Origin of the sequence: Paenibacillus lactis (assembly GCF_017873605.1) — a bacterium.
Classification (GTDB): Bacteria; Bacillota; Bacilli; order Paenibacillales; family Paenibacillaceae; genus Paenibacillus_AQ; species Paenibacillus_AQ lactis.
Genome location: NZ_JAGGKI010000023.1, coordinates 13612 through 36393 on the forward strand (window position 1 = coordinate 13612; position 22782 = coordinate 36393).

Below are 22782 nucleotides of genomic sequence, written 5' to 3' on the forward strand. Positions count from 1 at the left end.
GCCTTTACTCGTACAGCCGGCATATCGCTTTCGCGGCCGAGCTTACATGATCGCGGAGCTCCTGAGGGGCGAGCACTTTAATCTCCGCGCCGCAGCTTAACAGGAAGGCCGAAGCGGATTCCAGCGTTTCAAGCTCCAGATCGGCTTCGATCCAGCCTTCCTGTGCGAGGGGCTCTTGATGGAGGATTTTGACATACCGCTCTCTTTCAAAGCGCTTGATCAGGGACTTCGTCATCTCGACCCGTGCGGTGTAGCTGGGCAAGTTCCGCTTAAAGCTCGCGACCGACTCTTCCCAATAACGACCGAGATCGAAGCCCTCCGGCCGGATGAACGTATCCTCAAGCACCAAGGCATCGGCTATTCTTGAGACGCGGTATGTCCGGAGTCCCTCCTGCGTATCGGCAGCAAGATACCAGGTATTTCGTTTGGCGACAAGGCCGAGCGGATGTACGATGCGCTCCACCCGTTCGTCTCCCTTCATATAATGGATCCGCAGCTTGCGGTTCTCCCACAGCGCCTCCTGAATGACCGTTAAGTATGGATGCGATTGATTGAAGGAGTGCCAGCCAGCGCCATCGATATGGATTTTCTCCCGGATCATCTCGGCGTCCTGCCGAATGGACCGTGGAGAAGACGCCAGCAGCTTCTGATAGGCGGCATCAAATTGCTTGCCGATCTCCAGGTCGCCGATCAGCGGGCTGTGGCTTGATATGAGAAGCGAAATCAGCTCCTCCCGCGTCATCCCCGTCAGATTCGTCCGATAGCTTTCCTCGAGCATCCATCCCCCTGCCTGGCCCCGCTCGGCATATACCGGAATGCCGGCTGCGCTGAGGCTCTCCATATCGCGGATGATGGTCCGCTCCGATACCTCCAGCTGCTCGGCCAGATAACGCGTATTCTTTTTCCCCCCGTTCTGTAGCATCAGCATGATCGACAGCAGACGGTCAGCTCGCATGAAGGCGTCACCTCGATTTCGATAATTTCATTCATTGTAGCATGGATATAAGACAATGGATGTCATATATGAAGGATAAAATAATGGCCGTAAGCATGCGAATTTCGAAATCAAACATGCGGGAGGTATTATCCATGGAAACCTTGGAAACGAAGCCATTGAAGGGGAAGGTTGCGGTCGTAGCAGGCTCAACCCGGGGAGCGGGCCGGGCGATTGCGGTTATGCTCGGAGCAGCGGGAGCGACCGTTTATTGCACCGGCCGCAGCGTCCGAGGACAGAAATCGGACATAAATCGTCCCGAGACCATTGAGGATACGGCGGACATGGTGACGGAGCGCGGCGGTGTCGGCATTCCGGTAAAATGCGACCATACAGTCGAGGCGCAGGTAAAGGCTTTGTTTGAGCGCGTGAGCGAAGAACAAAACGGTCAATTGGACATTCTCGTGAACGATGTATGGGGCGGCGAGCATCTGACGCATTGGAACGTTCCCTTCTGGGAGCAGTTCCTGTCGGACGGCCTGCTTATGCAGGAGCGGGCCGTTACCTCCCATCTCATGACCAGTTATTACGGTGTGCCGCTTATGGTCCAGCAAGGGAGCGGACTTGTCATTGAAATCACGGACGGCTCCACTTATCGTTACCGGGGCAATCTATATTACAGCCTTGCGAAAATATCGGGCATCCACCTGGCGGAAGCAATGGCGGCCGAGCTTAGTCCCTATAACGTGACGGCGTTGTCGGTTACCCCGGGGTTCCTCCGATCCGAGCAAATGCTTGCGCATTTCGGGGTCGGCGAGGATAATTGGCAGGATGCCGTGGCGAAGGATCCGCATTTCATCGAGTCGGAGACGCCCTACTTGATCGGACAGGCGGTGGCGGCGCTTGCCGCAGATCCGAAGGTGTCGGAGAAGAGCGGGAGAGCGCTGACCAGCTGGGATTTATCGGATGAATACGGCTTCTCCGATATCGACGGCCGCAAGCCTCATTGGGGGAACTACGCTAAGAAGCACGGATTGCCCCTCCCCTAAAGGAGTGGACTTCAATCGCAGCAAAACAGGGTGCCAAGCAAGCTGAAGGCTTGCGGCACCCTGTTTCTGCATCTTTTAACGTATACCCAATATTGAAGGGCTGGAGCTATTCATTGGTCCCTTATGTTTGAACGCAAAGGAACGTTCTCCATGCCCGCGCCAATGGGGTTTAACCCGAGGCAAAGATTAGGAACGGTTACGTCTCATCGAGCCCATGATCAGGCTGACGATAAAGACGAGCACCACGGCACCAATCAATGCAGGCACGAGGTAGAAGCCGCCCATCTCAGGGCCCCACTCGCCCAGCAGCAGGCCGCCGAGCCATGCGCCGACAAAGCCGGCGATGATGTTACCGATAATACCGCCAGGGATGTCTCTTCCCATAATCAAGCCCGCGATCCATCCGATAATACCGCCTACGATTAATGACCACAGAAAACTCATGTTTATCACCTCGTATAAGTTATAGTTGTTTGTGCCTTACTATTAACCAAAGAAGTGACTTTTAAACCGGGTAACCCCAAAACTCGAATGTATTACTTTATTCCAGCAGCCTCAACCTTTGGGAGTACTGCTTTGAAAAACGGACGGGAATTGATATCCTTGAAATGTTGCAGCGGGCTTAGGCTAATAAAAGGAGATGGAGTTAAGGCTATGGTAGAGAAATGGACCGAGACGTATACGATTCAATCCGTGGATGCGGATTTCAGGGGAGACTGCCGCTGGTCGTCGCTGCTGAGCATTATGCAAAGAGCGGCGGACAAGCATATCGAGGCGCTGGGAATCGATCGCGAGGAGATGATTGAGCGGGGACTCGGCTGGATGCTCATTACGCTTGAAGCGGATATGACAAGCATTCCACGCGATATGGAAACCATACATGTGGAGACCTGGAGCCGCGGCTCCAAAGGGGTGCTCTGGCACCGGGATTACCGGATTATGAACGATCATGGGGAGCAGGTGGGCGGCGCCCGTTCGGTATGGACGCTGGTGGATATTCAGAAACGGAAAATTTTGCGTCCATCCATGTTTCCGTATGACGTTCCCATCGGGCAGGATTCCGTAGGGGAGCTGCCGAGCAAGGCGGTATTGCCGGAAGGCATCGAGCTCGGGGAAGCCTATACGACCGTGGTCCGATACAGCGGAATCGACGTGAATGGTCATTTGAATAACGCACGCTATGCCGACTTGTGCATGGACGTGCTGGATGAGCCGGAGCTGCAGGGCGATAAGGTCACCGGATTCAAAATTACCTACAACCACGAGGCAAGGCTGAAGGACACGATCATCGTCCGGCGCTCCGGCGAAACCGGAGGGCGGATTTTTGTGCAGGGCGTTTCCCCGGAGGGAACAAACTTTTTCGAAGCCGCGCTCGTTAAAAGGAAACAGTAAAAGACGAAACAGTAAAAGACGAGGTGAAGCGATAATTACGCTTCTGGCCTTGCATGCCATGAGGGGGAAGGATGATGTACAAAATCATGATCGTGGAGGATGATCCGAAGCTGGCGGGTTTGCTTGAATCGCAGATCGCAAGGTACGGAAATGAAGGCATCATCATCCGGGAGTTCGATCATGTGCTTGAGCGGTTCCGGGAAATCAAGCCGCATCTCGTATTGCTGGATGTCAATCTGCCCAGCTATGACGGGTATTTCTGGTGCCGCCAGATCCGGTCGATGTCCACGTGCCCGATTATATTTATTTCCGCAAGAAACGGAACCCCCGACCAGCTGCGGGCGCTGGAGAACGGAGCCGACGATTACATTACGAAGCCGTTCGCGTATGACATCGTCATTGCCAAGATCCACAGCCAGCTGCGGCGGGTATACGGCGACTATGCCCCCGGCTCCGGCGAACGAACGGTGGAGAAGGAAGGGCTGGTCCTTTACCCTGAACGGATGGAGCTCCAGCTGAACGGACAAACGGCGCCGCTTACGAAGAAGGAAACGATCCTGCTGGAGACGCTGCTGGCCCGGAGCCCGCGCCTTGTCACCCGCGAGACGATCCTGGAGAAGCTGTGGGACGATACATTCGTGGATGACAATACGCTCAGCGTAAACATTAACCGGGTACGAAAACGGTTGATGGAGCTGGGCATCGAAGGCGCGTTAGAAACGGTACGGGGCTCCGGGTACAGGCTGCATCCCGTCTGGCAGAGGCCGCAATGAAGAGGCTGTTCTGGCGCGAGCATCTGCCGCTGATCCTGTTTACGGCCGCGGAGCTGTTGGTGGTGCTCCTCGTATTCTGGTACGACGGCTATGATCATCCCGTGACGGCCTCGTACGCGGTGCTGCTGGGGCTTTCCGTGATGGGGGGATATTTGGCATTCCGGTTTTACACCCACCGGGACTTCTATGAGCGTTTATCGCAGCCCCTAATCTCGCTGGAGGAATCCATCAAGCACAACGAATCGGCCCCGCTGCCGACCGCTCTCAGCGAGCTCATGGAGGAGCAATACCGCCAATACCGGAACCAGATGGAGGAATGGGAGCGCCGGCGGCGGGAGCATCTCATATTTATGAACCAATGGGTGCATCAGATGAAAACGCCGCTCTCCGTCATCGAGATGATTACCCAGGAGGACGACAACGACGGCTACAGGAGCATCTCCGAGGAGTCCGACCGCATTCGGCGCGGCCTGGATATGGTGCTGTACATGTCGCGGCTGGAAACCTTCGAACAGGATTTCAGCGTGGAGCCGGTCAAGCTTCACCAGGCTGCGGTGGACGCAGTGCATGAGAACAAGCGCTATTTCATTCACAGCCATGTCTACCCGGAGGTGATCATCGATCCCGCTCTCACTGTTCAGACGGATGCAAAATGGCTCCGCTTCATTCTCATGCAGCTGCTGTCCAATGCCATCAAGTATTCGTCCGGTTCCGGGCTAAAGGTTACGGTCCAGGCGTTCTACTCCAAGGATCGGCGCCAAGTGGTGTTGGAGGTGACGGACCGGGGGATGGGCATTCCGAAATCCGATATCAAGCGGGTATTCGATCCGTTCTATACGGGGGAGAACGGCAGGAAGCTGAAGGAGTCGACCGGGATGGGCCTTTACCTGGTCAGCGAGGTCGTTCGGAAAATGAACCATCGAATCGAGCTGGAATCCGAGCCCGGGCAGGGGACGACCATAAGGCTCCTGTTTCTGCAGTGATTCGGATTATAAGGCGGAAGAAGGATCCAGCCGCGAACCTTATCCCGATGATCATGATGATCCCCCTGCGGACATCTTGAACCCGGCGATAAGGTTTTTTTGTGTCCGCAAGGCGTTCTTGAACGTTGTGCCGGGATGATGCACGGGCACTAAAAACGAATCTTACATCGATGTAAGATTCGTGAAAGACGGATCGATAGGAGCTTAGAGGGGCATGCGCTACACTAGCCTTACGAGCGAAAGCCAATTTTTGAAAGCGAGGTTTATTTCATGGAAATTCTATCCGTGCGCAATCTGGGCAAAGTCTATAAGGCGGCCGTGTCCCACGAAGCGCTGTCGAATATTAATTTAAGCATCGAGGAAGGGGAGTTCGTCGGCATTATGGGGCCGTCTGGCAGCGGGAAAACAACCCTGCTCAACATGATCTCGACGATCGACCGGCCTACCTCCGGAGAGATCCGGATCGGCGGAGAAGATCCGTTCCGGCTGTCGCAGGATCAGCTGGCGATGTTCCGCCGCCGCGAGCTCGGTTTCGTCTTTCAGTCCTTCAATCTGCTCAATACGCTCACGGTGAAGGAGAACATTGTGCTCCCGCTTGCACTTGACGGTATCGAACTTGAGGAAATGAACCGCCGTGTCGAAGTGCTGGCCGATAAGCTCGGCATTACCTCCATCCTGAACAAACGGACCTACGAGATTTCGGGCGGGCAGGCGCAGCGGACGGCCGTCGCCCGCGCGATGATCCACGTGCCGAAGCTGGTGCTCGCGGATGAGCCGACCGGCAACCTGGATTCCAAGTCGGCGCGGGACGTGATGGAGATCATGGACCGCCGAAACAAAGAGGACAAGGTCACGATGCTCCTGGTCACGCATGACCCGGTAGCGGCGAGCTATTGCAATCGGGTCATTTTTATCAAGGACGGCCAGCTGTATAACGAGATAACGAGCGGGGACAATCAGTCCGCCTTTTATCAGAAAATTATTAATGTGCTGTCACTGCTGGGAGGTTCGGGACATGAATTTTCGCCAGTTCGCCATTAATAACGTTCTGCGGAGCAAGCGGACCTATATTGCGCATTTTCTGAGCAGCGCCTTCTCCGTGATGATTTTCTTCACCTACGGCCTGCTAGCGTTTCACCCCGAGCTCAAGGACGGGATCGTTTCCTCCAGCGGCACGATGAGCGAGCTCGGAACGATAGGCATGACGGTGTCGCAATATATCGTATTCATCTTTTCATTCTTCTTCCTGCTGTACTCCGTCGGGGCCTTCATCAAGGTCCGCAAGCGGGAGTTCGGGATTCTGCTGATCCTGGGCATGTCCCGGAAGCAGCTGAACCGGATGCTGTTCATCGAGAACCTCCTGATCGGGGCGGCGGCGATCGTGGCAGGTATTGGAACCGGCGTGCTGTTCTCCAAGCTCATTCTGTTGATTAGCGCCAAGGTGCTGGCGGTGGATAACGGGCTGCCGTTTTATTTTCCGCTAAAGGCGCTCCTGCTGACGGCGGCGGCTTATGCGGTGCTGTTCCTCCTGATCGCCTTGTTCTCCTCGGTCATGCTTCGAAAGGGAACGCTGCTTGCGCTGGTTAAGGCGGAGGAGAGTCCCAAGCCGCAGCCGAAGGCTTCGCCTTGGCTGGCTGTCCTGGCGGTGCTGCTGATCGCTGCAGGATACGGCGTGGTTATGGCGTTTGCCGTACTGCAAATCTTCAACTTCCTGCTCCTGTTCGGTGGGGTAGCGCTGGTCATTCTGGGAACGTATTTCCTCTTCACCCAGTTCAGCGTTTATTTTATGCGGTATCTGCAGAAGAAGGAGAGATTTTTCTTCCGCAAAACCAATCTGCTGACCATTTCCGAGCTGATGTACCGGATCAAGGATAACGCCGTCATGTTCTTCCTCGTGTCGATCATCTCGGCTTCAGCCTTTACGGGAATCGGAACAACGCTGGCGATCGGGGATCCGGGGCTGTCGGCCATGGAAAATCCATATGCTTATACGTATCCCTATTTCGAGGAGGAAGCGAAGCTTGGGAATCAGCATTTGTCGATCATCAGGGAGGAGCTGGAGAAGGGCGGATTCAACTATAACGAAACGTCGGTGCAGCCGATTTTCTCGGCGAACGGCATGAAGCTGGTCAAGCTTAGCGAGTATAATGAGCTGATCCGATCCCTCGGGTACCCGGCGGAGACTTTAGGCGAGCATGAGGCGATTCTGACGCCCAGCACCGTTACGGAAAAAAACAGCTACAGAATCCATGGGCCAGCGTATGAGGAGATCGAGCTTGAGACCGGCAAAGAGGCGGTCACGCTTCAGATAGCCAAAGCGGAAACGTTTATCGCCGTGCCTCAGGGCTATGGCGAGCAGTTTGTCGTATCGGACAGCCTGTACGAGAAGGTGAAAAAAACACAGGAGGAGCAGGGGGAGTACGGCTTCGTCATCTTCCATGCGTTTTACGTTAAAAACTGGAAGGATACCGGGGATGCGACAAGAGCGATGGTGGAGCGGTTCAACGAAAGCGGCGATTACAGCTATTACCTGAACTCCTTGTACATTGATTGGAAAAGCGCCCAGCAGAAAAACGGCATTTTGCTGATGGTCAGCGGCCTGGTCGGCATCGTCTTCTTCACCTTTGCGGCAAGCTTTGTTTATTTCCGTCTGTATGCCGATCTGGCACGGGATGAGCAGCAGTACCAAATGATCGCGAAGGTGGGATTGAGCCGTAAGGAGCTTGGAACCATCGTGACCAGGCAGTTACTGATCATGTTTTTCCTGCCGATGCTTATCGCGCTTATACACAGCGGGGTTGCGTTCGTCGCGCTTCAGCAGCTCGTCGATTTCTCGATTGTGGGCCACAGCCTCAAGATTTTCTTGTTCTTCCTGACCGTCCAGATCGTGTATTTCTTTATAACGCGCTGGCGTTATCTGGAACGATTGAACAAAATCATTCAATAACCGCTCCCTTCTCACGTTGAAATGCGCGAAAACGGGTATGTTATAACCAAGAGCGCATTAACGGAAAAAAGGAGGCGTTAGAAGCATGAACGAACACAGCATGCTGAATACAGGAGCGGTGGATACCGAAGAGGTGCTGCCCGATCTTATCAATCTTCGCACGATGATCGTCAATCTTCAGATGGTCGGTTCGCCCGGCTCGGGCGACTGGGTGCTGGTGGATACCGGCATCGGTAATTTTGAAGGCTCGATTGCCGAGGCGGCGGAGAAGCGGTTTGGGCGGCCGCCTGTAAGTATCGTGCTAACGCATGGCCATTTCGACCATGTTGGCAATGTGAAGGAGCTGGCGGACCGCTGGGGGGTGCCCGTTTATGCCCATGAGCTAGAGCTGCCGTATTTGACAGGGCGCGAAGACTATCCTCCCGGCGATCCGAGCGTAGGCGGCGGCTTGATGGCGCGGTTAGCGCCAATGTATCCGAACCGGGCGATCGATCTCGGCTCGCGGATCCACCCGCTGCCGATGGACGGCACGGTGCCAGGCTTGCCGGAATGGCGCTGGATTCCTACGCCGGGGCACAGCCCGGGGCATATCTCGCTGTTCCGCGAACGGGACCGTACGCTGATTGCGGGAGACGCGATCATTACGGTCCAGCAGGAATCCGCGCTGGCGGTGATCAGCCAGGAGAAGGAGCTTCACGGACCGCCGATGTATTTTACCCCGGATTGGGATGCGGCAAGGGAATCGGTGCGCCGGCTGGAAGCGCTGAATCCTGCACTTGCGGTGACGGGGCATGGGGTGCCGATGTCGGGAGATGAACTGTCGGTATCGCTGAAGCGCCTGGCCCGGGATTTTGACGAGCTGGCTGTGCCGGAGCAAGGGCGTTACGTGGAAGAGAATCAGAAGCAATAGAGGAACCGATAGGACGAAAAATTCTCCTAACCTAACTCTTCATGAGGTTAATCGTTAACGGGCTGGTGTAATATCGGCTAGCCTTGGATGTTATCAGAGCTTGTCCTTGCGATTGCAGGACATGAGGAGTATGGGGTTAGCGAAGTATCGGATAAGTGATATGAGGCCGTTTTGCTGCCGCCTTAAGGTGGAGCCAAAGCGCGCCTCTTTTTTTGTGGAAAATACGGGGAGGAGGTTATAATAGGGATACAGAGGAAGGGGAGAGCTATGAAAGTATTGGTATTGGCGGAGAAGCCGTCCGTGGCTAAGGAAATTGCCCGGGTGATGGGCAGCCGCGAGAAGCATAAGAGCTATTTCGAAGGACCGAAATACGTCGTAACCTGGGCGCTCGGGCATTTGATCGGCCTGGCGGAGCCGGAGGACTATGATAAAAAATATCAGACCTGGGCGCTGGAGGATTTGCCGATTCTGCCGGATTCCATGCGGCTTAAAGTGCTCAGAGAGACCAGCCATCAATACAAGAACGTGCAGCATCTGATGAAACGCCAGGATATCGGCGAGCTGATCATTGCGACGGATGCCGCCCGCGAGGGCGAGCTGCTGGCGCGCTGGATTCTGAAAATGGCGAAGTGGAACAAGCCCTTCAAGCGGCTGTGGATATCATCCCAGACGGATAAGGCGATCAAGGAAGGCTTTGCTTCCCTGAAGCCGGGCCAGCAGTTCGACCGCCTGTACGAGTCGGCGCGGTGCCGGGCGGAGGCGGATTGGATGGTCGGGCTGAACGTGACGCGGGCGCTGACCACGAAATTTAATGCCCAGCTCTCGGCGGGCCGGGTTCAGACGCCGACGCTTGGCATGATTATGGACCGGGAGAAGGAAATCATAAACTTCCGCTCCCAGGAATATGAGACGCTGCAGGTCGATCTCGGCAGCTTCGAGGCTTCCTGGCGGGCAGCCGGGGGAGACGGCCGTCTGTTCGAGAAGGAGCGCGCAGCGAAGCTCAAGCAGAAGCTGGAGGGCGCCTCGGGGAAGATTGTCAGCGTGAAAAAGAGCGAGAAGAACGAGCCGCATCCGTTAGCGTACGATTTGACCGAGCTGCAGCGGGATGCGAACCGCCGGTTCGGCTTCTCGGCCAAGCAGACGTCGAACGTCCTGCAGCGGCTGTACGAGCAGCATAAGCTCGTGACCTATCCGCGTACGGACAGCCGTTATTTGACCTCCGACATGGTCGGAACGCTGAAGGAGCGGCTGTCGAGCATCGCGGTGGGGCCCTATGCGGCGCTGGCCCGTCCGCTGCTCCGCAAGAGCCTGTCGCCGGGCAAGCGGGTCGTAGACGACAGCAAGGTAACGGATCACCATGCGATTATCCCGACGGAGCAGACGGTGCTGCTGAACCAGCTCACGGCGGATGAGCGTAAGCTGTACGACCTTATCGTCCGCCGCTTCATCAGCCTGTTCTATCCGCCGGCACGGTACGATCAAGTCGCCGTCACCGTTCAGATCGAAGGCGAGACGTTTCATGCGAAAGGGACGACGGTCAAAGACAGCGGGTGGCGCGAGGTGTACGGCGGCGATTATGACGATGACGCTGATGGCGAGGATGACGACGCACAAGGTTCGGCTCCGGGAGGCAAGCTGCTGCCCGAGCTGAAGGAAGGCCAGCCGGTGAAGGTTGCCCGCTGCATCCTGAAGCCGGGGCGCACCCAGCCGCCGAAGCGCTACACGGAGGCGGCGCTCCTGTCGCAGATGGAGAAGCACGGCCTCGGCACGCCGGCGACGCGGGCGGACATCATCGAGAAGCTGGTCAGCTCGGATACGATCGAGCGCCAGGGCTCGTCCCTGCATCCGACCGGGAAGGGCAAGCAGCTCATCGAGCTGGTGGCGCCGGAGCTGCGGACGCCGGAGCTGACCGCCCGCTGGGAAGCCGAGCTGGAGCGGATCGCGAAGGGGCAGGGCAAGCCCGAGCCGTTCCTGCGGGGCATCCGGGATATGACGAAGAAGCTGGTAACCGAGGTCAAGGGAAGCGATGTGGAATACAAGCCGCATAACGTCTCGAACAGCCACTGCCCGGACTGCGGCACGCGTCTGCTCGAGAAGAAGACGAAGCGCGGCAAGCTGCTCGTCTGCCCGAGCGAGGACTGCGGCTACAAGCGCTCCGGCGAGAAGCGGCTGTCGAACCGGCGCTGCCCGCAGTGCCATAAGAAGATGGAGCTGAAGGAAGGCAAGGCCGGCATGTATGTCCAGTGCCTTGGCTGCGGCATTACCGAAACGCTCAAAAAGGACGCGAAGCATGTGAACAAGCGCGAGGAACGGAAGCTGCTCCAGCAATACAGCAAGCCGGAGTCGATCGGCTCGAACCTCGGCGAACTGCTGAAGGCTGCGCTTGAGCAGAAGGGGAAGGAATAGGTACGGAGCGCAAGGCACGGCAAAACGTATTTCGTTAATCTTTGCTCCTGTCCGCATAACCTCCGGGACAATAGCCCATTCTACGGACAGGAGGTGAAGGGCATGCCGAACCATAAAGCAAGAAAAACGGAGAACCAGCAAAACAAGGCAAGCATTCTCGAAGAGAGCAAAACCTTGAAACCGAAGAAGGCTGCGGACTATGTTCCGAGCCTGAATGAGATTCCGAAGGGTGAATCGTAAGCTTTGGGACGGGACAGACCCTTTAATCATTCTTTTTTTGCCGTCTTATAAGAAGGCCCGGCGCTTTATTCGGCCGGCGTCGCTCTTATGGGCGGCTTCTTACGCTTTTCGTCTGCATATCCCGCCAAGGAATTATGCGATCGCTGCGACGGCATGGATCTTCAACACATGCGATCGTGTCACAACGTCACACACGCTATCCCTCACTCACCAAGGAGGGGAGTTTTCCGGTGTACTTCTATATCATGCAGATTTATAATATGGTGAGAACGTTAGTATACAGGCCGGGGTCGTGCGTAAAAGACCGATTGAACCGGCTGGTCATGGGGGGCGGGAGCATTCGTGAGAACCGCGTTGATTGTATGGTTTATATTCATTAATGCGGTTGCCTATCTGGTGATGTCCGAGGACAAGCGGCGTGCCAGGCTGGGACGGGACCGCGTTCCGGAACGGACGCTGTTTCTGCTGGCTGCGGTCGGCGGCGCTTTAGGCGCATGGATAGCGATGTATCGGAAGCGTCATAAAACAAGGCATTTATCGTTCAAGATCGGCATACCGCTGCTGTTGTTTTTGAACGCGGTGCTGTACGGGTATTTCTGGAGGTAATCTTAGTCGGTTCCTACATACGAGATTACACTTAAAGCAAGTTAGACGGCTCGGTTCAAACAGAGGCATTATGGGTAAATAAATAATATTACAGTAGGTCTTCAGTCTTATCACATAGGAAAGAGGTGGCCTGTATGCTGTTTACGAACATTCTACTGGCTTACGACGGCTCCAAAGCGGCAAATAAAGCACTCGGACGCGCGGTCGAGCTGACCCAGGCGAATCCGGACGCTACGCTGCATGTGGTTCATGCTTATGATTTTCCGCGTTTTTTTGTCGGGGAAGGACTGGCTCCGATTCCGGCTTCACTGAATAAAGACGTTTACGATATTGCGGTGCAGACGACAGAAGAAATCAAGGAGCGCATCGAGCATTCGGGTGTGAACGGCCAGGTCAACATGATACAGGGAGCCCCTGCCGAAGTGATTCTGGAATATGCCAAACAGAACGACATCGATCTTATCGTGATCGGCAGCCGCGGCTTAGGCGGCATTCGCGAGTTCGTGCTCGGGAGCGTAAGCCACAATGTTGTCCAGCATGCAACCATCCCGGTGCTTGTTGTGAAATAGAGGCTGGTTCAATCAAATGTGAGACATACAATAATAGAGGCACTCTAGCAGATCATGGATCTTGCGAGAGTGCCTTCTTTTTTTCATTTGAGATGCGAAGTGTTGTTATGTGGGCGTTCCTCCCGATGGCTTGTGGTCGGTATGCATGGTTCAATCCCCGCGCAGGGATTCTGTTTACATGTTAACGCAGCCATGATGATATGTTTGGTTAAATACGAACATTATATTTTCAATATTTGAGAATGTTCGGGTTTAGGTTGACATGGGGTGTTAGAGATTGATAAACTGAGGATGTTGAGGTTCAAAAGAACTTATTTAGTGTGATTAATGATTGAGCAAGATTAATGAAATTGTGGGTTTTACAAAAATTCTAGAATTAAATATTTCTCGTATAAAGCCGGGGATATGGCCCGGAAGTCTCTACCCGGAAACCGTAAATTTTCGGACTACGAGGGAGTACACACGGTGCGGCAGGATGAGCGGGCCAGGGCTTCAAAGCTTGATGACCGCTTCTTGGGCGGGTCAGCTTGATCGTTAAGCTCGTTTTCCCACCATGTCTTTTTTGACATCGGGCGGCAGCGTCGTATTCCTTGATTGTCCGAGACCTGCACAGCTTTGTGTTTACGGGATCGGACTTTTTTCATCTGTATCGAATGCGCGTGACTGGCTTCCCGCAAAGATTTTCGAGGAAACAGCGGTTAGCGCCGGAGGCTTTGCAGGGAATTTCAATGTTACCGAGATTAATCATGAGAAAGCGGGGGTACTCATGGCAGCACAAGTTGGAGTCATTATGGGCAGCAAGTCGGATTGGGCGACGATGTCCGAGGCATGCAAGGTGTTAGATGAATTGGAAATTCCGTATGAGAAAAAGGTCGTATCCGCGCATCGCACGCCGGACCTGATGTTCCGGTACGCCGAAGAGGCGGAGGGCCGGGGAATTCGCGTCATTATCGCCGGCGCCGGCGGCGCGGCGCATCTTCCGGGAATGGTGGCCTCGAAGACGGTGCTGCCGGTCATCGGCGTGCCGGTGCAATCCAAATCGCTGAACGGACTGGATTCGCTCCTGTCGATCGTGCAGATGCCTGGTGGCATTCCCGTCGCTACCGTCGCGATCGGTACGGCGGGTGCCGTCAACGCAGGGCTGCTCGCCGCGCAAATATTGGGCGCTTCGGATGCGGATATCCGTGCCAGAGTGCAGGCACGCCGGGATCGGATTCGCGACGAAGTACTGGAAAGCGGCGATAGCCTATGACGGAGCGTCAGACATTGCAGCAGACGGCTGCCGGGAGACGGCTTCTGCCGGGCTCGGTGATCGGCGTCCTCGGCGGCGGCCAGCTGGGCCGCATGATGGCGCTGGACGGAGTCAAAATGGGGTATTCGTTCGTCACCCTCGACCCGACTCCAAATTCGCCGCTCGGACAGATTTCCGAGCAGATTACGGCAGGCTATGACGATGTGGAAGCCGCACGCAAACTAGCGGAGCAGGCGGATGTCATTACGTACGAATTCGAGAATGTGGATGCGGGCGTGGCCAAGCTGCTGGAGGAGCAGTCTTACGTGCCCCAGGGCAGCAAGCTTCTGTATACGACGCAGCATCGGCTGCGCGAGAAGGCGGCGATTGAAGCGGCAGGCGTGCCGGTCGCCCCGTATCGTGAGATCAACAGTTTGGAAGATTTACAATCCGCAGCAGCCGAGCTTGGACTTCCATGCGTGCTAAAGACGGCTACCGGAGGTTATGATGGTAAGGGGCAAGCCGTTCTTCGCAGCGAGGAGCAATTGCAGCCGGCGTACGAGACGCTGGCGGTCGGCGGGGCTGAGCTTGTGCTGGAGAAGTTCGTGAAGTTCGCCTGCGAGATTTCCGTTATCGCGGCGCGCACGCCAAGCGGCAGCGTCAAGAGCTTCCCGCCGGCGGAGAACGTGCATGTCAACAATATACTGCATCTATCCATCGTCCCTGCGAGAGTGCCAAGCGATATTCAGCTCAGGGCCCGCCAGCTTGCCGAACGCGTGGCAGAGGGCTTGAACGCGGTAGGGCTCCTGGCCGTGGAGATGTTCGTGACGGAGGAAGGGGAGCTGTACGTGAACGAGCTTGCGCCCCGTCCGCACAACTCCGGCCACTATACGATGGAGGCCTCTGCAACGTCGCAATTCGAGCAGCATGTCAGAGCGATCTGCGATCTGCCGCTAGGTGATACGACATTGCTGAGCCCTGTGGTCATGGTGAACGTGCTGGGTCAGCATTTGGAAGCAGCGGTGCAGCGCTTCGGCGAACATGACGAGCTCGCCGAGTCGCTTGGCGTCGTGCCGAAGCTTCATCTGTACGGCAAGAGCGAGGCAAAGGCCAATCGCAAGATGGGACACATCAACCTGTTATGCGGGGATGTCAGGGACGCCTTGGAGTGGGTAGAGAAAACTAATATTTGGAGGCAGGATTAAACGATGATTGAACGTTACAGCAGACCGGAAATGCGGGCGATCTGGACCGAGGAGAACAAATTCAGAGCATGGCTGGAGGTTGAGCTTTGCGCATGCGAGGCTTGGGCCGAGCTCGGGGTAATCCCGAAGGAAGATACGGTGAAGCTTCGCCAGAATGCATCCTTTGATATCGAACGGATCTATGAAATCGAGCAGGAAACGCGGCATGACGTGATCGCCTTTACCCGCGCCGTATCGGAGACTCTTGGCGACGAGCGGAAATGGGTTCATTACGGGCTGACCTCCACGGACGTGGTGGATACCGCGATGGGTTATCTGCTGAAGCAGGCAAATGAAATTCTGGAGCAGGACATTCTTCGGTTTATCGGTATTTTGAAGGAGAAAGCCATTGCCTACAAATACACGCCGATGATGGGCAGAACGCATGGCGTTCACGCAGAGCCGACCACGTTCGGTCTGAAAATGGCGCTGTGGCACGAGGAAATGATCCGCAACCTGGAGCGCTTCCGCCATGCTGCCGACGGCGTGCAGTACGGCAAAATTTCCGGAGCGGTCGGCACCTATGCCAACATCGACCCGTACGTTGAGGAATTCGTCTGCCGCAAGCTGGGCACAAAGCCTGCGCCGATCTCCACGCAGACGCTGCAGCGTGACCGCCATGCGGAATATATGGCGACGCTGGCGCTGATCGCGACATCGCTGGAGAAGTTTGCAACCGAAGTGCGCGCGCTGCAGAAGAGCGAGGTGCGTGAGGTGGAGGAAGCTTTTGCAAAAGGGCAAAAGGGCTCCTCGGCTATGCCGCATAAGCGCAACCCGATCGGCTCGGAGAACATCTCCGGTCTGGCTCGCGTGATCCGGGGCCACATGGTATCCGCTTACGAGAATGTGTCGCTGTGGCACGAGCGGGATATTTCCCACTCCTCCGTGGAACGCATCATCCTGCCGGACGCCACGATGCTGCTGAACTATATGCTGAACCGTTTCGGCAATATCGTGAAGAACCTGACGGTCTTCCCTGAGAACATGAAGCGCAACATGGCCCGTACGTACGGCGTGCCATTCTCCGGCCGCCTTCTGACGAAGCTGATCGACAAGGGCTTCAGCCGCGAGCAGGCGTACGATACCGTACAGCCGCGTGCCATGCAGGCATGGGAGGAGCAGCGTCAATTCCGCGAAATCGTAGAGGCGACTCCCGCTATTACGGAAGTGCTCAGTCCCGAGGAAATCGAGGATGCCTTTAATCCAAGCTGGCATCTGAAGCATGTCGATACGATTTTTGCCAAGCTCGGCCTGGAATAGTTTAAGGCGCGGATTTATCCGCTTTTTACAATAAGCATGGAGAAGATCGATTTCTGCAAATCAGAATGATTTAGAAGTGCAGCAGTCTCCTGAATAAAAGCCTTCCAAACGGAATGCTGGCATTGCAAGCATAGGCCGTCCCCGGATTTCAACGAGCAATTGCGGGAATCCGGGGACTGTGCCCCGAAGCGCTGGAAACGAATTTTGCAAGATCGTGTAATAAACAGGCAGACAATCTGTAGTCTAATGGGAGGATCCTATGACATTACCGGCATTATCGACCGCCGCCCACCTGATCAACGCACCGCTGCTTTATAAGGGCAAGGTCCGTGAGCTTTATGATTTGGGTGAGCATGTACTCATCGTAGTAACCGACCGCATTTCCGCTTTTGACTATGTCCTGGAGCCGCCCGTACCGGCTAAGGGAACCGTGCTGAATAAGCTGAGCGCCTTCTGGTTTGAACAGACGAAGGACCTGATCGCCAACCATATGGTGCATACCGACGTGAACCGGCTCGGGGATGCCGTGAAGGACAAAACGCTGCTGGACGGACGGATCATGGTATGCCGCAAGGCCGAGCGCATTGATATCGAATGCGTAGTCCGGGGATATATTACCGGCGGTGGCTGGCGGCAATATCAGTCCACGGGCGAGGTTAACGGCATTAAGCTGCCGGAGGGCCTGCGCAAGAACGAGGCGTTTCCGGAGCCGATCTTCACGCCGGCTGCGAAGAACGATGTCGGTCACGACGAAGACATCTCGCTCGGCCGGATGAAGGAGCTTGTGGGTGAGGAGCTGGCTCTGCAGCTGCAGGACAAAAGCTTGATGCTCTACACATTCGCCCGCGACTACTGCCGGAAGCACGGCATCATTCTTGCCGATTGCAAGTTCGAGTTCGGATTGATCGACGGCGAGATCGTCCTGATCGACGAAATTTTCACGCCGGATTCCTCCCGTTTCTGGGATGAAGCGAACTATGCGCTGGACATTGAGATCGACAGCATGGACAAGGAGCCTGTACGCACGTACCTCGCTTCTTCCGATTGGGACAAGAACAGCGAGCCGGATCCGCTTCCGCTGCATGTGGTGGAGGAGACGATACGCCGTTATACCGATATTTACCGCCGGCTGACGGCAGCAAGCTTGTAATACGAGCAGTCCTTTATACCATTTATTATTTCGAGGAGGAGCAGGAGAACATGTTGAAAGCTAAGGTCTACGTCACGATTAAACAGAGCGTTTTGGATCCGCAAGGGGTCGCGGTGCAGGGGGCGCTTCATTCGATCGGCTACAAGGAAGTGGAGAGCCTGCGGATCGGTAAGTATATGGAGCTTGAGCTGAATACGGATAACCGTGAAGAGGCTGAGCAGCGCGTCAAGGAAATGTGCGAGAAGCTTCTGGCGAATACGGTGGTCGAGAACTACCGTTATGAATTGGAGGGCTAAAACCATGAGATTTGCAGTGCTGGTCTTTCCTGGCTCCAATTGTGATATTGACTGTTACAAAGCGGTGGAAGAGACAATCGGGCAGCCGGTGGATTATGTATGGCATACGGCAACGGATTTATCCGCGTACGATTGCATCTTGGTGCCCGGCGGGTTCTCCTATGGGGATTACCTGCGGTGTGGTGCGATTTCCCGGTTCGCCCCGGTTATGAACGAGGTGGCGAAGGCGGCAGAAGAGGGCAAATATATTCTTGGCATCTGCAACGGATTTCAGATTTTAACGGAGGCGGGGCTCCTTCCGGGGGCGCTGCGCCGCAACGAAACGATGAAATTCCGCTGCCATGACAGTGTCCTGAAAGTGGTCAACAACTCAACGCCGTTCACGCGCGAGTATGCGGAAGGTCAGGAGATCGTCATTCCGATCGCGCACGGCGAGGGCAACTATTACTGTGATGAAGAAACGCTGAAAAAGCTTCGGGACAACCGGCAAATCGTATTTACGTATCAAGATAATCCGAACGGCTCCGTCGCGGATATCGCAGGCATCTGCAACGAACGCGGCAACGTGATCGGCATGATGCCGCATCCGGAGCGGGCGGTAAGCAGCCTGCTCGGTTCGGAGGACGGCAAGGCAATGTTCACATCCATATTACAGGCATGGAGGGATACTCATGGCGCAGCAAACGTCCGTTAAGGAACCGACGGCAGAACAGATTGCAGAGCATCAGATTTACAAACAGATGGGAGTTTCGGACAGCGAGTACGAGTTGATCTGTTCCTTCATGGGACGCAAGCCAAACTATACCGAGATCGGCGTGTTCAGCGTCATGTGGTCCGAGCACTGCGCATACAAAAACTCCAAGCCGCTGCTGCGCCGCTTCCCGACCAGCGGACCACGCGTTCTGATGGGACCCGGCGAAGGCGCGGGCATCGTCGATATCGGCGACAACCAGGCGGTTGTATTCAAAATCGAGAGCCATAACCACCCTTCGGCCGTTGAGCCATACCAAGGCGCTGCTACTGGCGTGGGCGGCATTATCCGCGATATTTTCTCCATGGGTGCAAGACCTGTTGCGATCCTGAACTCCCTTCGCTTCGGCAAGCTGGAGAGCGATCGCGTGAAGTACTTGTTTGAGCATGTTGTATCCGGGATTGCCGGCTACGGCAACTGCATCGGAATTCCGACGGTCGGAGGCGAGGTTGTCTTCGACGAGAGCTATGAAGGCAATCCGCTGGTCAACGCGATGTGCGTCGGCATTATCGATCATGACAAAATCCAGCGCGGTGTAGCTAAAGGGGTCGGCAATCCGGTCTTCTACGTCGGACCGCCGACCGGACGCGACGGCATTCACGGGGCAACGTTCGCTTCCGTCGAATTGACGGAGGAGTCCGAAGCGAACCGCACGGCCGTTCAGGTTGGCGATCCGTTCATGGAGAAGCTCGTCATGGAAGCCTGCCTTGAGCTGATCGACTCCGGCATCGTGCTCGGCATTCAAGATATGGGCGCGGCAGGCCTGACCTGCTCCAGCGCGGAAATGGCAAGCAAAGCGGGTAACGGGCTTGAGCTGTATCTGGATCAAGTTCCGCAGCGCGAGGAAGGCATGACGCCTTACGAAATGATGCTGTCGGAATCGCAGGAGCGGATGCTGTTCGTTGTCGAGCCTCAGCATGAAGCGCAGGCGCGTGAAATTTTTGAACGCTGGGGCGTGATTTGCGCCAAGGTCGGAAAGGTGACCGATGACGGCCGTCTGAAGCTGTTCCACCACGGCGAAGTCGTCGGCGACATGCCGGTTACGGCTCTCGTCGACGAGTGCCCTGTATATAATAAACCGTCCGAGGTGCCTGCTTATTACAAAGAGCAAGCCTCGGTCGACACGCTCCGATATGACGAAGTGAAGGATCTGGGAGGAGCGCTGAAGCAAGTGCTCGGCTCGCCAAGCCTTGCAAGCAAAGCATGGGTGTATAACCAATACGATTATATGGTCCGTACCAGCACCGCCGTTCGTCCGGGCTCGGATGCGGCCGTCGTGACCGTTCACGGCACGCGCAAGGCGCTGGCGATGACAACAGACTGCAACGGACGTTATGTATATCTTGACCCAGAGCTCGGCGGCAAGATCGCCGTCAGCGAAGCGGCGCGCAATATCGTATGCTCCGGCGCCGAGCCGCTGGCGATCACGGACAACTTGAACTTCGGAAGTCCGGAGAAGCCGGATATTTTCTGGCAGATGGAGAAGGCCGTGGACGGCATGGCGGAAGCCTGCCGCGAGCTGGGGACGCCGGTGATCGGCGGCAACGTTAGCTTGTATAACGAGAACGCCAAAGGCGCGATTTACCCGACGCCGGTTGTCGGCATGGTCGGCCTGATCCACGACACGGATCATATTACGACGCAAGGCTTCAAGAACGAAGGCGACCTGATTTATGTACTCGGCGAAACCTATGCCGAGCTTGGCGGCAGCGAGTTCCAGGCCGTGGTGCATGGCGTGTCCGAGGGACGGCCGCCGCAGCTCGATTTGGAGAAAGAAAAGAAGCTGCTTAGCGGCGTGCTGAAAGCGATCCAAGCCGGCCTCGTTCAATCGGCGCATGACGTGTCGGAAGGCGGACTTGCCGCAGCGCTTGCGGAGAGCTGCATCAGCGGCAATGTCGGCGCGACGATCGAATGGTCGACCGACCTTCGCAGCGATATCGCTCTCTTCAGCGAAAGCCAATCCCGGATCGTATTGTCCGTATCCCCGGACCATAAAAATGCGCTGGAGAACCTCCTTCAAGAGTCCGGCGTTCCATTCCACGCGCTTGGCGTTGTTGGCGGAAGCAAGCTCAGCATGAACATTAACGGTGCTTCTGCGCTGAATGAATCCGTGGAGGCTTTGAAATCCGTCTGGGAGGATGCCATTCCATGTCTCATGAACTGATACCCGAAGGATTATGGACAGGGGATTACTACAATGAGGGAACAGGTAAGAGCGATATATTCGATACACTAAAAGAAGAGTGCGGCGTATTCGGAGTGTTTGGTCATCCCGATGCCGCCTCCCTATCCTATTACGGGCTGCATGCCCTGCAGCACCGGGGAGAGGAAAGCGCAGGCATCTGCGTGGCCGACGGGGACAGTTTCAATTATCACCGCGACATGGGCCTCGTGAAGGAAGTATTCGACAAGGATAAGCTGGAATCGCTCAAGGGAAACATGTCGATCGGGCATGTACGTTATTCCACCAGCGGAGACAGCCGGATTACCAACGCACAGCCCCTTGTCTTCAAATACCGGGAAGGCAATCTGGCGATTGCCACGAACGGCAATATCGTGAATGAGCCGATGCTCCGGCGCGAATTGGAGAAGGCAGGCTCGATCTTCCAGACGACGAGCGATACCGAAGTCATTGCGCACTTGATCGCGCGTTCGCCGAAGGATTTCGTCGAAGCGGCGAAGGACGCGCTGCAGCGTCTAGTCGGCGGCTTTGCATTCCTGCTGATGACCAATGACAAGCTGCTGGTTGCCTCCGATCCAAACGGACTGCGTCCGCTGACGATGGGACGCCTCGGCGACGCGTATATTTTCACATCCGAGACGTGTGCTCTCGAAGTGATCGGCGCGGAGACGATTCGCGATGTCGCTCCGGGGGAACTGCTCATTCTTGACCGCGAAGGCTTGCGTGAGGAGCGTTATACGGCGCCGGGCCGCAAAGCGCTGTGCGCGATGGAATACATTTATTTCTCCCGCCCGGACAGCGACCTGAACGGCTCGAATCTGCATTCGGCCCGCAAGCGGATGGGAAGCCGGATGGCATTGGAGTCTTTTATCGACGCGGACGTCGTGACAGGCGTTCCCGATTCCAGCATATCGGCAGCCATCGGCTACGCCGAGCAGACCGGCATTCCTTATGAGCTGGGTCTGATCAAGAATAAATACACGGGCCGGACGTTCATCCAGCCGAGCCAGGAGCTGCGGGAGCAGGGCGTGAAGATGAAGCTTAGCGCCGTGCGCCGCGTGGTCGAAGGCAAACGGGTCGTCATGATTGACGATTCGATCGTGCGGGGAACCACCTCCCGCCGGATCGTCAACCTGCTTCGCGAAGCGGGGGCAACCGAGGTGCATGTCCGGATTACTTCGCCGCCGTTCAAAAATCCCTGCTTCTACGGCATCGACACGCCGGACCGCAGGGAGCTGATCGCTTCTTCCAAGAGCATCGAGGAAATTTGCCAGGAGATCAATGCCGACTCCTTGTCGTTCCTTAGTGTGGAGGGGCTGATCTCGGCCATCGGCGGTTACGACGAGCAGAGCTATAAAGGCGGTTTATGCCTTGCTTGCTTCGACAATGATTACCCGACACCAATTGATTTTGACGGGGAAGAGAAGATGGGCTGCAGCTGTTAAGGGTTAGCTGCTAAGTACTAAGTGCTGAGTTAAGTGCTATGAGCTAGAGTGCTGTGAGCTCAGTGCTCAGTGCTCAGTGCTCAGTCTTGGGCCAAGTGCTATGAGCTATGAGCTATGAGCTATGAGCTATGAGCTAAGTGTTCAGACTGCGGTTGCTAAGGGGGGCGTCACTAGCCTTCATGGCCAACGATAACAATCCTATCTTCCTCCTGTCTTTTCTTTCTTAGTGGCGTTCTCGGGAAGCGGGACCTCATGAGCCGACTTTTCGTACAAAACCATGGAGATACCTGGTATGAGGCCCAAGATACGTCACGTCATTCCTATTGAGTATCGACGCAGGGACTTGAGACCAAGGGGAATGGCGAACAGGACTTATCTCCGTATTTGGCTGTTGTGTTGCACCGTTTAGCGGAT

The 22782-nt window shown here is 55.8% G+C and carries 21 protein-coding genes and 1 riboswitch; of the genes, 19 read left to right on the forward strand and 2 right to left on the reverse strand.

Translation table 11 applies throughout. The annotated features are described in order from the left end of the window. Nucleotides 1-4: 4 nt before the first annotated feature. Nucleotides 5-955 carry a helix-turn-helix transcriptional regulator gene (locus tag J2Z18_RS26640; protein ID WP_028406390.1) on the reverse strand — a complete coding sequence of 317 codons (951 nt, stop codon included), beginning with the start codon at nt 953-955 and terminating at the stop codon, nt 5-7. Nucleotides 956-1089: 134 nt separating this feature from the next. Between J2Z18_RS26640 and J2Z18_RS26645 the strand changes: the two genes are divergently transcribed. Continuing rightward, nucleotides 1090-1983 (forward strand): SDR family oxidoreductase, encoded by an 894-nt coding sequence (locus tag J2Z18_RS26645; RefSeq protein ID WP_007132747.1) that lies wholly within the window; start codon nt 1090-1092, stop codon nt 1981-1983. Nucleotides 1984-2169: 186 nt separating this feature from the next. Here the strand turns inward: J2Z18_RS26645 and J2Z18_RS26650 are convergent, their stop codons facing one another. Beyond that, nucleotides 2170-2427 (reverse strand): GlsB/YeaQ/YmgE family stress response membrane protein, encoded by a 258-nt coding sequence (locus J2Z18_RS26650; RefSeq protein ID WP_007132746.1) that lies wholly within the window; start codon nt 2425-2427, stop codon nt 2170-2172. A 210-nt stretch (nt 2428-2637) separates the two neighbouring features. Between J2Z18_RS26650 and J2Z18_RS26655 the strand changes: the two genes are divergently transcribed. The 18 genes from J2Z18_RS26655 to purF all read left to right on the forward strand — a co-directional run bounded on the left by J2Z18_RS26655 (nt 2638) and on the right by purF (nt 22368). Then, on the forward strand, nt 2638-3375 hold the full coding sequence (locus J2Z18_RS26655; RefSeq protein ID WP_028406389.1) for an acyl-[acyl-carrier-protein] thioesterase: 738 nt from the start codon (nt 2638-2640) through the stop codon (nt 3373-3375). A 74-nt stretch (nt 3376-3449) separates the two neighbouring features. Further along, nucleotides 3450-4148 carry a response regulator transcription factor gene (locus J2Z18_RS26660; protein ID WP_028406388.1) on the forward strand — a complete coding sequence of 233 codons (699 nt, stop codon included), beginning with the start codon at nt 3450-3452 and terminating at the stop codon, nt 4146-4148. Next, nucleotides 4145-5131 carry a sensor histidine kinase gene (locus J2Z18_RS26665; protein ID WP_028406387.1) on the forward strand — a complete coding sequence of 329 codons (987 nt, stop codon included), beginning with the start codon at nt 4145-4147 and terminating at the stop codon, nt 5129-5131. The genes J2Z18_RS26660 and J2Z18_RS26665 overlap by 4 nt, the downstream gene beginning before the upstream one ends. Nucleotides 5132-5401: 270 nt before the next feature. Continuing rightward, nucleotides 5402-6172: an ABC transporter ATP-binding protein gene (locus tag J2Z18_RS26670; RefSeq protein WP_007132742.1), complete on the forward strand. Its 771-nt coding sequence runs from the start codon at nt 5402-5404 to the stop codon at nt 6170-6172. After that, nucleotides 6147-8078 (forward strand): FtsX-like permease family protein, encoded by a 1932-nt coding sequence (locus J2Z18_RS26675; RefSeq protein WP_210095580.1) that lies wholly within the window; start codon nt 6147-6149, stop codon nt 8076-8078. Before J2Z18_RS26670 ends, J2Z18_RS26675 begins: the two co-directional genes overlap by 26 nt. Before the next feature lie 85 nt (nt 8079-8163). Next, nucleotides 8164-8988 (forward strand): MBL fold metallo-hydrolase, encoded by an 825-nt coding sequence (locus tag J2Z18_RS26680; protein WP_210095581.1) that lies wholly within the window; start codon nt 8164-8166, stop codon nt 8986-8988. A 267-nt stretch (nt 8989-9255) separates the two neighbouring features. Then, nucleotides 9256-11394 carry a DNA topoisomerase III gene (locus J2Z18_RS26685; RefSeq protein ID WP_007132739.1) on the forward strand — a complete coding sequence of 713 codons (2139 nt, stop codon included), beginning with the start codon at nt 9256-9258 and terminating at the stop codon, nt 11392-11394. 102 nt (nt 11395-11496) lie between these two features. Continuing rightward, nucleotides 11497-11634 (forward strand): hypothetical protein, encoded by a 138-nt coding sequence (locus J2Z18_RS26690; protein WP_007132738.1) that lies wholly within the window; start codon nt 11497-11499, stop codon nt 11632-11634. A 342-nt stretch (nt 11635-11976) separates the two neighbouring features. Then, nucleotides 11977-12240, forward strand: a complete 264-nt coding sequence (locus tag J2Z18_RS26695) for a DUF1294 domain-containing protein (protein WP_007132736.1) — start codon at nt 11977-11979, stop codon at nt 12238-12240. A 134-nt stretch (nt 12241-12374) separates the two neighbouring features. Further along, nucleotides 12375-12809 carry a universal stress protein gene (locus J2Z18_RS26700; protein ID WP_007132735.1) on the forward strand — a complete coding sequence of 145 codons (435 nt, stop codon included), beginning with the start codon at nt 12375-12377 and terminating at the stop codon, nt 12807-12809. A gap of 367 nt (nt 12810-13176) precedes the next feature. Continuing rightward, nucleotides 13177-13278: riboswitch (purine riboswitch) on the forward strand. Nucleotides 13279-13575: 297 nt separating this feature from the next. Continuing rightward, nucleotides 13576-14061 (forward strand): 5-(carboxyamino)imidazole ribonucleotide mutase, encoded by a 486-nt coding sequence (purE, locus tag J2Z18_RS26705; protein WP_007132734.1) that lies wholly within the window; start codon nt 13576-13578, stop codon nt 14059-14061. Then, entirely contained in the window at nt 14058-15245 is a 1188-nt protein-coding gene (gene purK, locus J2Z18_RS26710; protein WP_007132733.1) for a 5-(carboxyamino)imidazole ribonucleotide synthase, read from the forward strand. The genes purE and purK overlap by 4 nt, the downstream gene beginning before the upstream one ends. 3 nt (nt 15246-15248) lie before the next feature. Further along, a complete protein-coding gene (gene purB / locus J2Z18_RS26715) occupies nt 15249-16544 on the forward strand; it encodes an adenylosuccinate lyase (protein ID WP_007132732.1) in 1296 nt (431 codons plus the stop codon). 259 nt (nt 16545-16803) lie between these two features. Then, nucleotides 16804-17694, forward strand: a complete 891-nt coding sequence (locus tag J2Z18_RS26720; RefSeq protein ID WP_007132731.1) for a phosphoribosylaminoimidazolesuccinocarboxamide synthase — start codon at nt 16804-16806, stop codon at nt 17692-17694. A 50-nt stretch (nt 17695-17744) separates the two neighbouring features. After that, entirely contained in the window at nt 17745-17990 is a 246-nt protein-coding gene (gene purS / locus J2Z18_RS26725; protein WP_007132730.1) for a phosphoribosylformylglycinamidine synthase subunit PurS, read from the forward strand. 4 nt (nt 17991-17994) lie between these two features. Continuing rightward, nucleotides 17995-18684, forward strand: coding sequence for a phosphoribosylformylglycinamidine synthase subunit PurQ (gene purQ, locus J2Z18_RS26730; protein ID WP_007132729.1), 690 nt, complete (start codon nt 17995-17997; stop codon nt 18682-18684). Continuing rightward, complete coding sequence (gene purL, locus J2Z18_RS26735; protein ID WP_007132728.1) at nt 18662-20905, forward strand: phosphoribosylformylglycinamidine synthase subunit PurL; 2244 nt, start codon at nt 18662-18664, stop codon at nt 20903-20905. The genes purQ and purL overlap by 23 nt, the downstream gene beginning before the upstream one ends. Next, nucleotides 20890-22368, forward strand: coding sequence for an amidophosphoribosyltransferase (gene purF / locus J2Z18_RS26740; protein ID WP_007132727.1), 1479 nt, complete (start codon nt 20890-20892; stop codon nt 22366-22368). The genes purL and purF overlap by 16 nt, the downstream gene beginning before the upstream one ends. Nucleotides 22369-22782 lie beyond the last annotated feature (414 nt).

Excerpts from the sequence above, each read along its gene's own strand:
- J2Z18_RS26665 (WP_028406387.1), top strand. The coding sequence starts at position 4,145 with ATGAAGAGGCTGTTCTGGCGCGAGCATCTGCCGCTGATCCTGTTTACG.
- J2Z18_RS26655 (WP_028406389.1), top strand. The coding sequence starts at position 2,638 with ATGGTAGAGAAATGGACCGAGACGTATACGATTCAATCCGTGGATGCG.
- J2Z18_RS26660 (WP_028406388.1), top strand. The coding sequence starts at position 3,450 with ATGTACAAAATCATGATCGTGGAGGATGATCCGAAGCTGGCGGGTTTG.
- J2Z18_RS26685 (WP_007132739.1), top strand. The coding sequence starts at position 9,256 with ATGAAAGTATTGGTATTGGCGGAGAAGCCGTCCGTGGCTAAGGAAATT.
- purS (WP_007132730.1), top strand. The coding sequence starts at position 17,745 with ATGTTGAAAGCTAAGGTCTACGTCACGATTAAACAGAGCGTTTTGGAT.
- purE (WP_007132734.1), top strand. The coding sequence starts at position 13,576 with ATGGCAGCACAAGTTGGAGTCATTATGGGCAGCAAGTCGGATTGGGCG.
- J2Z18_RS26650 (WP_007132746.1), bottom strand. The coding sequence starts at position 2,427 with ATGAGTTTTCTGTGGTCATTAATCGTAGGCGGTATTATCGGATGGATC.
- J2Z18_RS26640 (WP_028406390.1), bottom strand. The coding sequence starts at position 955 with ATGCGAGCTGACCGTCTGCTGTCGATCATGCTGATGCTACAGAACGGG.
- J2Z18_RS26675 (WP_210095580.1), top strand. The coding sequence starts at position 6,147 with ATGAATTTTCGCCAGTTCGCCATTAATAACGTTCTGCGGAGCAAGCGG.
- purB (WP_007132732.1), top strand. The coding sequence starts at position 15,249 with ATGATTGAACGTTACAGCAGACCGGAAATGCGGGCGATCTGGACCGAG.
- J2Z18_RS26700 (WP_007132735.1), top strand. The coding sequence starts at position 12,375 with ATGCTGTTTACGAACATTCTACTGGCTTACGACGGCTCCAAAGCGGCA.
- J2Z18_RS26690 (WP_007132738.1), top strand. The coding sequence starts at position 11,497 with ATGCCGAACCATAAAGCAAGAAAAACGGAGAACCAGCAAAACAAGGCA.
- purK (WP_007132733.1), top strand. The coding sequence starts at position 14,058 with ATGACGGAGCGTCAGACATTGCAGCAGACGGCTGCCGGGAGACGGCTT.
- purQ (WP_007132729.1), top strand. The coding sequence starts at position 17,995 with ATGAGATTTGCAGTGCTGGTCTTTCCTGGCTCCAATTGTGATATTGAC.
- J2Z18_RS26680 (WP_210095581.1), top strand. The coding sequence starts at position 8,164 with ATGAACGAACACAGCATGCTGAATACAGGAGCGGTGGATACCGAAGAG.
- J2Z18_RS26670 (WP_007132742.1), top strand. The coding sequence starts at position 5,402 with ATGGAAATTCTATCCGTGCGCAATCTGGGCAAAGTCTATAAGGCGGCC.
- purF (WP_007132727.1), top strand. The coding sequence starts at position 20,890 with ATGTCTCATGAACTGATACCCGAAGGATTATGGACAGGGGATTACTAC.
- J2Z18_RS26720 (WP_007132731.1), top strand. The coding sequence starts at position 16,804 with ATGACATTACCGGCATTATCGACCGCCGCCCACCTGATCAACGCACCG.
- purL (WP_007132728.1), top strand. The coding sequence starts at position 18,662 with ATGGCGCAGCAAACGTCCGTTAAGGAACCGACGGCAGAACAGATTGCA.
- J2Z18_RS26645 (WP_007132747.1), top strand. The coding sequence starts at position 1,090 with ATGGAAACCTTGGAAACGAAGCCATTGAAGGGGAAGGTTGCGGTCGTA.